Source organism: Bacillus sp. BD59S (assembly GCF_007363175.1).
GTDB classification, from domain to species: domain Bacteria; phylum Bacillota; class Bacilli; order Bacillales; family Bacillaceae_G; genus Bacillus_A; species Bacillus_A pacificus.
The window spans coordinates 1072338-1084866 of record NZ_CP034686.1; the positions used below are offsets into that span (position 1 = coordinate 1072338).

The window sequence follows — 12529 nt, forward strand, 5'->3', positions numbered from 1 at the left end:
GTAAAAAAGCGAAACATTTCCTGAAAATAAATGAACATGTTATCATATAGAGTGAAAAAGTGTGAAAAGAGGAGGCAAGGGATACGATGGTACATATGCATATTACAGCATGGGCGTTAGGTTTAATTTTATTCTTCGTTGCGTATTCACTTTATTCAGCAGGAAGAAAAGGTAAAGGTGTACATATGGGGCTTCGCCTAATGTATATCTTCATTATTGTGACAGGATTTATGTTGTACATGAGTATTGTGAAAACAGCAACAGGTAGCATGCACATGTGGTACGGTTTAAAAATGTTAGCTGGTATATTAGTAATCGGTGGAATGGAAATGGTTCTTGTAAAAATGAGCAAAAACAAACCAACAGGGGCGGTTTGGGGCTTATTTATTGTCGCGCTAGTAGCGGTAATTTATCTAGGGCTGAAATTACCGATTGGTTGGAAAGTATTCTAATAAAGAAAATAAAACCACCTTATAATCTCAAAGACTTGGGAGATAAGGTGGTTTTTTATTTTATGTCGCATCGATATGCAACTCTTCTCCGTTCGCTTTTGTAAAACGAAACATATTTTTATTTGACGTAGCGTGACGAACGAAATGGTGCTGTAGTGTACAAATCATCTCTTCGTTATCAAATAAAAGAATATTTACTCCTTCGCATGCTTCCTCTTTCGGTAAAAAGGATAAATAATTATGACAATACATGCAATCATATAAAGAGTAATGAAGTGATTGCAATGCCTCTGTTAATAAGGCAAAGACAGAGTCAGGTAATTCCTCAAGCCATTCCGTATAGCTAAGGAGTAATTTTTTACGAATGCGTATCATTTCCCCATTTTGTAAATGGTGCTGTTCGTTGGCGATTTGTAATACATCTTGTTCATAGAAACGGGCTGGTAGCCAATTGTTATTATACAAAATTTCAAACCCATCTTCGGCAATCTCTTCTAATAAAAATGCTTCCTCATTTTCATCATCAAAGAATACCCATTCATTGTTTATATATTCTACATTACCGACCGTATGAGCGCGGGGCTGATTATATAAAATATGTTTACGTTGTATCATACACGATTTCTCCTTTATGAAAAGTAGTTATTCCTGTTATAGACAGTTCGTGCATTCTTTATAACTAGACACATATAGACATAGGTGGGCATACAATAAAACACGTTTTACTGAGTGAAAATGCTATTCCATATGTGGATAGTAGGTTATCGTCAAGTTTTTCATTTTTTTGATCCGCACTCTTAGGGTGGGGATTACTGCACGTTCAAGAAAAGAAATAAGATGGAAGGATGATTTATATGTGCGGGATTACAGGATGGGTGGATTATAAACGCTCATTAGAAGGAGAAAGAGATGTCGTTACGAAGATGGCTGAGACGTTAGCCAAACGTGGGCCGGATGATAATAAAGTTTGGATTAAAGGCAATGTCGCATTTGGACATAAACGGTTAATCGTTGTTGATCCTGAAGGTGGTAAACAGCCGATGACTTGTTTAAAAGATGAAACGAATTATGCCATTTGCTATAACGGTGAACTTTATAACACAGAAGACATTCGAAAGGAATTATTAAGAAGAGGATATACGTTCAAAGGTCATTCTGATACAGAAGTATTATTAGCTTCTTATATTGAATGGAAAGAAGAATGTGTCGATCATTTAAACGGTATATATGCGTTTGCAGTATGGGACGAACAGAAAGAACAAGTATTTATCGCGAGAGATCGATTAGGTGTAAAACCGCTCTTTTATAAATATGACAGTGGGCGATTACTATTTGGCTCAGAGTTAAAAGCGATATTGTCGCATCCAGATGTGAAGGCGGAAGTGACGTTAGAAGGATTATCAGAAATATTCGGACTTGGACCATCTAGAACGCCTGGCCACGGTATTTATGCTGGTATAAAAGAATTACGTCCAGGTCATGCGATGACATTTTCAAAGAACGGTTTATGTATATGGAGATATTGGAATGTAGAAAGTAAAAAGCATGAAGACTCCTTTGAAGAAACAGTAGAGAAAACACGTTTTTTATTACAAGATGCGATTACAAGGCAGCTCGTTTCTGATGTACCACTGTGCACTTTTCTATCAGGTGGTGTAGATTCGAGCGCGATTACAGCAATTGCTGCGAAAGAATACGAAAGATCAGGAAAAGGGCAATTACACACGTATTCGATTGATTACGAAGATAATGACAAATACTTTAAAGCAAATGCGTTTCAGCCAAATTCAGATGCACCATTTATTCATTTGATGACTGAAACGTTTCAAACAATCCATCATCGCTGCGTCATTTCAAATGAACAATTAGCGCAGTATTTAACAGAAGCAGTGCTCGTTCGCGATTTACCTGGTATGGCAGATATTGATTCGTCATTATTATGGTTTTGTCGAGAGATTAAACAAGATTTTGTCGTCGGTCTATCTGGGGAATGTGCAGATGAAATATTTGGTGGTTATCCGTGGTTTTATAGAGAGGATGATTTACAATCGAGTGCATTTCCGTGGATGCGCTCTACAGAAGCACGTGAACAACTGCTAAAGAAAGAATGGAGAAATAAATTAAACTTACAACAATATGTACAGCAGCGCTATGAAGAGTCCATTCAAGAAGTTCCTATTTTAGAGGGAGAAAGCCCAATTGAAGCAAAGAGACGACAATTATTTTATTTAAATATGGTATGGTTTATGACAACATTATTAGACAGAAAAGACCGTATGAGTATGGGTGCAAGCTTAGAGGTACGGGTTCCGTTTGCGGATCATCGACTTGTCGAATATGCTTGGAATATTCCTTGGGAAATGAAAATGTATAAAAATCGCGAAAAAGGTCTATTACGTAAAGCGTTAGAAGGATTACTTCCAAATGAAATCTTATATAGAAAGAAGAGTCCGTATCCGAAAACACATAATCCGCACTATACGAAAGCAGTAACAGTATGGCTACAAGATTTATTAACAGATAAAGGCTCAATTTTACACGAACTATTTGATAAAGAGCAGCTGAGCGGATTAATTGAGTCAGGCGGCAGTGCATTTCAATCCCCTTGGTTCGGTCAATTAATGACTGGTCCTCAACTTTTAGCTCATTTAGCGCAAATTCATGTTTGGTTTAAAGAATATGGGGTAAATATTAAGGAATAGAAGAAAAGCGACTTACTTTTGTGTAAGTCGCTTTTTATTAAAAAAATTGTCATATAAAATTTAAAATCATATTAGAAATAATACTTATTTATAATAATTATTTTGACGTACTTATTATTAGTTGTTATAATTGGAAACAAATGTTCTTGAAAAAGATTCTCATTTATAAAATTGAGGTGTTATATAGATGAAAAAGAAAAAAATAGGTTTACTCGTAATGGCGTATGGAACGCCGGATTCATTAGATGAAGTAGAGGCATATTATACACATATTCGTCATGGGCGTAAGCCATCCGAGGAAGCGCTCCAAGATTTAATCAGGCGCTATAAAGCAATTGGCGGAATTTCACCGCTTGCAAAAATTACGAAAGAGCAAGCGCATAAATTAACAGACTCAATGAATAATATGTTTACAGAGTATGAATTTAATTGTTACTTAGGCTTAAAACATACTGCTCCGTTTATAGAAGATGCAGTAGAAGAGATGAAACGTGATGGAATTGAACAAGCGATTAGTATCGTATTAGCGCCGCATTATTCTACCTTTAGCATTAAGGCATATAACGAGCGTGCAATTCGTCTCTCGGAGGAAATAGGTGGTCCTGTTATTGAGCCGATTGAACAATGGTACGATGAACCGAAGTTTATTTCGTATTGGGCAGATCAAATAAAAGAAACATTTACAAAAATTGAAGATAAAGAGAAAGCAATCGTAATTTTTTCGGCGCATAGTTTACCAGAAAAAATTATTGCAGCGGGTGACCCTTATGTGGAGCAATTACAGCATACAGCGGATTTAATCGCAGCAGCTGCAAACATCCAAAACTATACAATTGGTTGGCAAAGCGCCGGAAATACACCTGATCCATGGATTGGACCGGATGTGCAAGATTTAACGAGAGATTTATTTGAAGAGCATAGATATAAATCTTTCATATATTGCCCAGTTGGCTTTGTGGCAGAGCATTTAGAAGTTTTATATGACAACGATTACGAGTGTAAAGTTGTAACGGATGAAATAAATGCTACGTATTTTAGACCGAATATGCCGAATGCACAATCTATATTTATCGATTGCTTAACTGAAATTGTTTCCAAAAAAATGAAAGAAGTAGTTGACAAAGATCTAATTTTGAATAATAATTAATTTATAATAATTTTAAATAAATAATAATTACTATGAAAGAAAGAGGAGGATCCCCCTAGATGAATCCAAATAATCGCTTAACAACAAACCAAGGTGCTCCGGTTGGAGACAATCAAAATTCTCGTACAGCTGGTCGCCGTGGACCGGTATTATTAGAAGACTATCATTTAGTAGAAAAATTGGCTCACTTTGATCGTGAACGTATTCCAGAGCGTGTTGTACACGCACGTGGTGCAGGTGCTCACGGTGTATTCGTTACGAAAAATAGCATGAAGCAATATACGAAAGCAGCATTTTTACAAAATGAAGGAACTGAAACGCCTGTATTTGTTCGTTTTTCAACGGTTATTCATGGTCAAGGTTCTCCGGAAACAGCTCGTGATCCGCGTGGGTTCGCTGTTAAATTTTATACAGAAGAAGGAAACTATGATATCGTAGGTAATCATTTACCGGTCTTCTTCATTCGTGATGCAATTAAATTCCCTGATATGGTGCATTCTTTAAAACCAGCACCTGATACAAATATTCAAACACCAGATCGTTACTGGGATTTCATGACGTTAAGTCCAGAATCTACACATATGATGACATGGGTATTTTCTGATTACGGTACACCAGCAAGCTATCGTGAAATGGAAGGGTTCGGTGTACATTCATTTAAATGGATTAATGCAGAAGGTAAAATTGTCTACATTAAATATCACTGGAAACCACAGCAAGGTGTACGTAACTTAAGTGCAAAAGAGGTGCAAGAAGTACAAGGAAAAGACTTCAACCATGCAACTCGTGACTTATTCGATGCAATCGAAAAAGGGAATTATCCGAAGTGGGATTTACACGTACAAGTGATGCAATTAGAAGAAACGGATTCTTTAGATTTCGATCCGTTAGATCCAACGAAAGTTTGGCCAGAAGATCGTTTCCCGTTAATGGAAGTAGGGACAATGACGTTAAATCGTAACCCGAAAAACTTCTTTGCGGAAGTAGAACAAGTGGCGTTCTCTCCAAGTGCAACTGTAAATGGTATTGAACCATCTGAAGATAAATTATTACAAGGTCGTTTATTCTCTTATCCAGATACACAGCGTTATCGCCTTGGTGCAAACTACTTACAAATTCCTGTAAACTGCCCATATGCAGCTGTTCATAACCAACAACGTGATGGTGCGATGCAAATCAATCAAAACCCATCTACAATCAACTACGAACCGAGCCGTCATGCTGAAAATCCAGTTGAAGACCCAGCTTACCGCGATTCAACTATGAAAGTAGAAGGCTATGTATCTCGTGAGAAAATTGACAAACCAAATGATTTCAAACAAGCAGGTGAGCGTTACCGTTCATTCTCTAAAGAAGAGCAAGACAATTTAATTGCAAACTTAACAAATGACTTAAAAGACGTAAATGAACGCACGAAATTACTAGCTGTTTGTAACTTCTTCCGTGCAGATCAAGAGTACGGTATGCGCTTAGCACAATCATTAAATGTTGATATTACGCAATATGTAGGAAATGCTCCGAAATAAATTGGAAAAGACGACCGTTTAACGGTCGTCTTTTTGTGTAAAAGATATTTTACATGAGGGGTAAAAGGTGTTATACTCTTGTCAAAAAAGTTTTACATATAAGAGGTGTATTTTGATGGATGTTTTGATTTTTATTATTGCGTTAAGTGTCTTTTTATTTGTAGTGTTTGCTATTATAAAAATGTTTATAGCGATTGGGAAACAAGGTGATGAGCGTGCTGTATTTATAAAAAATAAAGCGATGGCTGAGACGTTTCAAATTGCAATGGGGCTAATGGTACTTGAGATGATCCCTTTTATTTATCATCGTTTTAATGAAACGGTAGGAACACCGTTTAATCCCGTTCGTTTTTAGCTGTAATAGCGATTGCATTTCTTATTATATTAAGTTTGAATAAAAGTAAGTATGGTGATTCGTGAGTGACACGGGGGTATTTTACGTTTAAGTCATGTCGAAGTTTGTTGGTAAATCGATATCCTGTGTCGAAACGTCGATATATTGAAATAATCGCTCATATATTTGAAAAATCGTCGATATATCCGAATAATCGCCGATATATTCTACCCAATACTAGATGGGGTATTTCAAGATGCGAATATAAACACTATGTAACGGTTCCCCTACATTCAATAAAGCTAAGCAGCCTGAGTTCTACAATAGATAGGAACTCAGGCCTTTTTATGCGAAAAATTTATGAAATCTTTTTGGGACAAAACTGAGGACGAGGAAAAGTGCGATTTCACCTAAAATAGCGACAATGATATTAAATAAGAAGGTGCGAAAATTTGTAGTGATATGATTAAGAATTGCGTATTTCCAATAGGATAAGCTCATGAAAATCACTCCCTGAGGCATTTTTTATAGTATATAAAATTTGTTTCGTAAAAGTGCATGTCTTAGTTTGTGATTTGTAAAAAAACAAAACGAATTCTCAATATAATCTCAATAATTGAGCAAGAATAATGTGGAATATATTACCTGTATACTTGCATAAGAATAGAAAAGTTCACAAAACCTTTTTCTGAATTAACATAAAATTTACAAAAAACTAATAAATTGTTGAAATAATGCAAATGAAAATATATACTCGATATATACTTTTTACAAAAAAAGGATGTGACAAAATGGATTACACGTTTACTTAGCTTGGATAGGATTGATTCATTTTACAGACTCAAAAATAATGAAGTGAGGAGAAATGTACATGTTTCGATTTATGAAATCACCAATCGGTATAGCTGTTGGGGTAGCAGCAGTTATATTGGCGTCACCGAAAGCGAGAACGGGGTTAAGAAAATTAGCGGTAAAAACAGTATCTGCTTTTCTCGGTGCAAAAGAACAAATGAAAAGTGCTGGTTCAGAAATGGAAGAAGCTCTGCCGAAAGTGAAAGAAGCGGCACGAAAAGTGGCGGTAAAAACAGTATCACCGATTATCGGAGCAGTAGAAGCAGTGCCGATTACAATTTCTAAATTCCAGGAAAAATGGGCATCTCGTGTAAATGCATATCATTCGAATGAGAGTGTAGATTATGAAAGCCTACCTGTTACTCCTTAAATAGTAAGTGATGTTATTTCATTTACAAGAATAAGGAGGATGATGATGCAGAGTAAATCATTGAAAACGAGATTTATACGATCGTTACCTGGAAGAATTCGAATTGAAATATATAAACTGAAATACAATACAAATATGGCGAACTTGATAGTAGAACGTTTTCGTGACGTGGAAGGTATTTATCAAGTAAGTCCCTCTATTTCTACAGGAAGAGCCCTTATTACTTACGATATCAACAAGACCTCTCTACATACAATTTGTGAAATAATTAAACTCCTAGAAGAACAAATTACAAAGAATAATAACCTTAATAATATGGAAGAAACGAAGAAAGTAGAAGATTCTTCATCTAGTGTAATTTCTTACGAGAAAAAAGGTGAAGGTGTCCCGTTACCGTTAGCGCTTTCTGTCGCTGGATTAGGTGCATTTGGTATAAAACAATTATTTATGGGAAGGTCAGCTTTAGCTAGAAGTCCAGGGCTTTTTTATGTATCGGGTGCTTTATCCGTTGTAACAGGATATCCGTTTCTTAAACGAGGATTCAAAAAAATGGTTGCTAGCAAAAAAGTGAATTCTGATTTAGTGCTTGGCATAGGAACGCTAGCGCTAGCACTTGCGCGAGAAAATATTATCGTATTAGCGGGACTTAGTCTATTAAACTATTTAAATTGGAAGCGTAGTCAGGCGAATATAAATGAAGAAACAGATTCGTACAAAGAAAGGATTTTATCCCCGGAGATTAAAGCATACAGTGAAAGACAATCGAAATGGGGCATGCTTTTTGGCGGAGCAACATGGGCATTTACGAGAAATCCGTTACGCGGAATGGCGGTTTTATTAGCTGCGAATCCAAAACCTGCTGTTTCGTCTGCTGAGTATGCGTGGCGACAAGGGGATCTCGTTGCGCGAGAAAGAGGATACGTTATTCCAAATGAAGGGTCATTATCTCAATTGTCTCGAACGAGAACGGTCGTATTTGACGATGTGTCTCGTATATTCCGTAATGAAGCAGCGGAGATTAGCTGTGTTTCAGAGGATAAAGGGCAAATTTGGTGCACGGCAGCTTCGTTACTAGAGAAAAGTGAGCATGATTGGAAAGATGAGGTTGTGCAACGAGCGAAGCAAACAGGAAGAACGTTAAGGAAAGCTTTTGAAGTTGAAGTTGATGATGAAGGGATAAAAGGTGATATACAAGGAATTCCATCCTTTATCGGTAGTCAAGTATTTGCAAAACGAAATGGTGTAGATATAAGCCTGTATGTGTTAGAAGCGAAGAGGCTGAGCAAAGAAGGATTTAACGTTCAGTTTGTTGCTAAAGGTCAAAAGTGCCTCGGATTGTTAGTTGGATCAAAAATAGCAATTGTTCCTGAGTTTGCAGACATCTTTCTTAAGTTAAACGAAAATAAATGTGCGATAGCTGTTATGGAAAATAGTTTGAATATGAATAAGAGTGTTCTTACGCAATACGGTATTGATGTAAGTTGGCAACATAGCGATGTTGTAGAGCGTGTAGAGCGTATTCGTTCGAATGGGGAAGAAGTATTATTTGTATGTGAAGATGATATTGAATTTCCGTCTGTATCTCACCATGAAATGAAAAATATATTTCAATCTATAGCCTATGCAGAACGAATCGATCTATTGGTGAAAGAACATTTTCGAGTAGCAAAAATGTGGAACATTGCTGGAGAGATGTTGGCTGTTTGGTCTATATTTACTGCACCTGTCATCGCTTTAATGGCGAATGCTCTATCTTTAACATTTTTATCTAGAGCGAAGCGGGTGAGTGAGAAGATTTTTTCTAATAAAGAGATAGGGAATAAGAACGACTCGCCAGTGAGAGAACCTTCTACTAAATGGTATACACTTTCGCAAGAAGATGTAATAAATGATTTACAAGTGGAGAAACAGCAGGGATTAAGTGAGCAAGAAGTGCAAGTGCGACAAGAAAAGTATGGGGTGAATACAATTGAACCGAAGCAGTCTGTTCCTTGGATTGTTTCATTTATGGGCCAATTTAAAGAGTTTACATCGCTTATTTTACTTGGAGCAGCTGGAGTGTCTGTATTATCAGGCGGTGTGTTTGACGGGGTAGCAATGGGCATAATCCTCGTTGTCAATGCAGTAATTGGAACTCTTCAAGAGCGGAAGGCCGAAAAAGTAGTGGAAGCTTTAAATCAATTCCATGCGCCGAATTGTACAGTACTTCGAGAAGGAGAAGAAGTAGAAATAGCAAGTAGTGAGCTTGTTCCCGGTGATATTGTTTGCCTGCAGGCTGGAGACCGTGTACCTGCTGATCTTCGTACTATACATTCTTGGAATTTGGAAGTGAATGAAGCGATGTTAACGGGGGAGTCTCTACCTGTTGAGAAGAAAGTGGATGCTATAGGAGAAGAATGTTCGTTAGCGGAGCGGAATAATATGCTCTTTATGGGTACGTCTGTAACGCGCGGTAAAGCGAGAGCTATAGTAGTAGAAACAGGGATGAGTACAGAAATGGGCTATATGATTTCCTTGATGAAAGGAGAAGAAACAGAGCCTACACCACTCCAGCAAAAGGTGACGTCTATTAGTAAAACATTTATTAAAGGGGCTTTTGTAGCTGGTGGTATTGTACTTGTAGCGGGATTACTACGTGGTTTACCAATTACGCAAATGATTACAACGTCAGTTGCTCTTACAGCATCAGCTGTTCCAGAAGGTTTGCCGATTATGATTACAATCGCTTTAAGCGCAGGGATATTCCGTATGCAGAAGCAAAATGCGCTCGTTCGGAAGCTTTCCAGTTTAGAAACGTTGGGTAGAACAACGGTTATTTGCTCTGATAAAACAGGTACTCTTACGAAGAACGAAATGACGGTTAAAGTGATCGCTACACCAAATCGTGTATGGGGTGTATCTGGTGACGGATATGAACCAGTTGGTAAGATTTCGGATGTAACGTCATCTAAAGTCGCTGCTGCTGTAGAGATGGAAGTAGAAGAAGCGACTTATCATGAAAGTGAAAACACACCATTAGAACATCCAGATTTAGTTCGCGTTCTGCAAATTAGTGTCCTTTGTAATAATAGTAAATTAGAACAAGAAGAGGATCAGTGGATTGTAAAAGGTGACCCGACTGAAGGAGCTTTGTTAAGTTTGGCCTCTAAAGCGGGGGTGTCACAAAAAGATATGACATCATTTGAACGACATCATGAAGAACCGTTCGACTCTGAGACGAAAATTATGAGTGTTGTTTGTAAGGAAAATGAATCAATCTATAAGTTTTCGAAAGGATCTGTAGAGGCGATTCTTACTAAATGTAAATGGTATCAACATAATGGCGAAATCTATCCGTTATGTGATCAAGAAAAAGAAGTGATTTTACAACAAAATGAAGGTTTTGCAGAACAGGCGCTGCGAGTATTAGGTTTTGCGTATAGTAATGGTGAAAATGATGACCTTATTTTTGTTGGATTAGTTGGTATGATTGATCCGCCGAAACCTGAAGTAGAAGAGAGTATTCGTGAAGCGATTGAACTTGGTGTAAAACCAGTCATGATTACTGGGGATCATCCGACTACGGCGATCTCTATTGCGAAGCAGACTGGCATTTGGAATCGTGATGATCATGTTTTAACAGGGATAGAAATTGATAATTTAACAGATGAAGAGTTGGAAAATATCGTGAAAAGCACGTCTGTGTTTGCGCGAGTAACGCCAGCCCATAAATTACGCATAGTAACTGCATATCAAGCTGACGGTCAAATTGTATCGATGACCGGGGATGGTGTAAATGATACACCTGCTATAAAGAAAGCGAACATCGGTATTGCAATGGGGCAAACGGGAACAGAAGTAACGAAAGAGGCTGCCGATCTTATATTGAAAAAAGATCATTTCGGTTCCATTGTGGAAGGGGTAAAAGAAGGTAGAACGATCATTGGTAATATTCGAAAAGCAGTTGGGTGTTTATTAACGGGAAATTTAGCTGAAGTATTAGTGACAAGTGCAGCAGTTATTGCGGGAATGCCCATTCCGTTAGTGCCAATTCAAATTTTATTAATGAATCTCATTACGGATGCTTTACCAGCGATGATTTTAGCTGTAAATCCTGGAAACAAAACGAAGCAAACGAAACGTCAAGATATTGTTGATAAAGAGCTATACAAAAAGGTTGTAACGCGAGGCATACTGCTTGGAGCAGGTTCACTTGCTTTATTCGGTATGAGCTTAGCAGCTGGCGTGCCTCTTGCGGTAGCGCAAACATCAGCATTTGCTGCATTAGTTGCAGGTCAACTTATTCAAACGTTCTCTTGGAGACAAGAAGGATCGGACGAAACGATGCGTGATTGGTCAAAAGATCGTTTCTTTGTGACAGCGTTAGGAACGTCTTGGCTTGTATTATTATCAGCTATATATGTTCCGCCGTTTGCTCGTATATTCCATACCGTTCCATTGACATTTATACAATGGGTACCTGTTCTTCTTGTAGCGGGCACAGTATCTCAAATTTCAAAACCTATTATTAATGTAGTTTCATATAAGAATGATGATTCAAAAAAATTGGCAGTTAATGAACTAGCATTATTAAAAACAGTGTAAAGGAGTAATGAAAATGATACGAAAAATTGTTATTGGATCTACTTTAGCGTTAGCAAGTGCCGCTTTATTACCTGTTGTAAGAAATACACTTCGTTCACTTGTTGAATCAGGGGCAAAAGGTGTGAAGTCTACTTTTGAAACGATTAAAGAAGAAGTGGAAGATATTATTGTAGAAGCGAAAATGGATAGAATGCAAAAACAATTTGAGAAAGAGCTTTCTTATGTTGAAGATGATCATGCTGAAGAGCAAGAGGTAATAGAAGCAGCTGCAAAGGTTGAGGAAAAGGAGGAAGTAAGAAATGACGCATAAAGCTGTTGAACAAAATGTAGATTACCATTTAGAAAAAGCGTTAGAGCATTTTGAACAGGCGCTAGACTTGAGTGTAAAGGTGGCATCAGAAAATAAAGAAATGCAAAAAGAGATTGCTACTAAAATGGGATCTTTTACGGGAGATATTTTTCAATCCGTTCGTGAAAAAGGAAAAGTGAATCGCATGAATATAATGAAGTGGTTCACTTTGCCTCGTTTTTAAAAAGAATTGTTAATTGAGAGGGATATAGG

General features: G+C 37.3%; 9 protein-coding genes and 1 pseudogene. 9 read left to right on the top strand and 1 reads right to left on the bottom strand.

The window, feature by feature from the left end; genetic code table 11:
- The first annotated feature begins 86 nt into the window (after positions 1-86).
- Positions 87-452, top strand: coding sequence for a YisL family protein (locus EKQ63_RS07435; protein ID WP_000233489.1), 366 nt, complete (start codon positions 87-89; stop codon positions 450-452).
- A 60-nt stretch (positions 453-512) separates the two neighbouring features.
- Here the strand turns inward: EKQ63_RS07435 and EKQ63_RS07440 are convergent, their stop codons facing one another.
- Entirely contained in the window at positions 513-1067 is a 555-nt protein-coding gene (locus EKQ63_RS07440; RefSeq protein ID WP_087951648.1) for a DUF2777 domain-containing protein, read from the bottom strand.
- A 239-nt stretch (positions 1068-1306) separates the two neighbouring features.
- On the opposite strand from EKQ63_RS07440, the gene asnB reads away from it, so the two are divergent.
- From asnB to EKQ63_RS07480, 8 genes and pseudogenes are all read left to right on the top strand, one after another.
- Entirely contained in the window at positions 1307-3154 is a 1848-nt protein-coding gene (gene asnB / locus EKQ63_RS07445) for an asparagine synthase (glutamine-hydrolyzing) (RefSeq protein WP_087951649.1), read from the top strand.
- A 187-nt stretch (positions 3155-3341) separates the two neighbouring features.
- Positions 3342-4301, top strand: coding sequence for a ferrochelatase (gene hemH / locus EKQ63_RS07450; RefSeq protein WP_016716850.1), 960 nt, complete (start codon positions 3342-3344; stop codon positions 4299-4301).
- A gap of 59 nt (positions 4302-4360) precedes the next feature.
- Positions 4361-5827 carry a catalase KatB gene (gene katB, locus EKQ63_RS07455; protein WP_001069174.1) on the top strand — a complete coding sequence of 489 codons (1467 nt, stop codon included), beginning with the start codon at positions 4361-4363 and terminating at the stop codon, positions 5825-5827.
- Positions 5828-5942: 115 nt separating this feature from the next.
- Positions 5943-6247 (top strand): annotated as a pseudogene (locus EKQ63_RS07460) (hypothetical protein).
- Positions 6248-7032: 785 nt separating this feature from the next.
- On the top strand, positions 7033-7383 hold the full coding sequence (locus tag EKQ63_RS07465) for a YtxH domain-containing protein (RefSeq protein WP_016716852.1): 351 nt from the start codon (positions 7033-7035) through the stop codon (positions 7381-7383).
- A gap of 45 nt (positions 7384-7428) precedes the next feature.
- A complete protein-coding gene (locus EKQ63_RS07470) occupies positions 7429-11967 on the top strand; it encodes a cation-translocating P-type ATPase (RefSeq protein ID WP_143880926.1) in 4539 nt (1512 codons plus the stop codon).
- A 13-nt stretch (positions 11968-11980) separates the two neighbouring features.
- Positions 11981-12277 carry a hypothetical protein gene (locus tag EKQ63_RS07475; protein ID WP_143880927.1) on the top strand — a complete coding sequence of 99 codons (297 nt, stop codon included), beginning with the start codon at positions 11981-11983 and terminating at the stop codon, positions 12275-12277.
- The gene (locus EKQ63_RS07480) at positions 12267-12500 is read left to right on the top strand and encodes a hypothetical protein (protein WP_016716854.1); all 234 of its coding nucleotides are present in this window, start codon (positions 12267-12269) and stop codon (positions 12498-12500) included. Before EKQ63_RS07475 ends, EKQ63_RS07480 begins: the two co-directional genes overlap by 11 nt.
- Positions 12501-12529 lie beyond the last annotated feature (29 nt).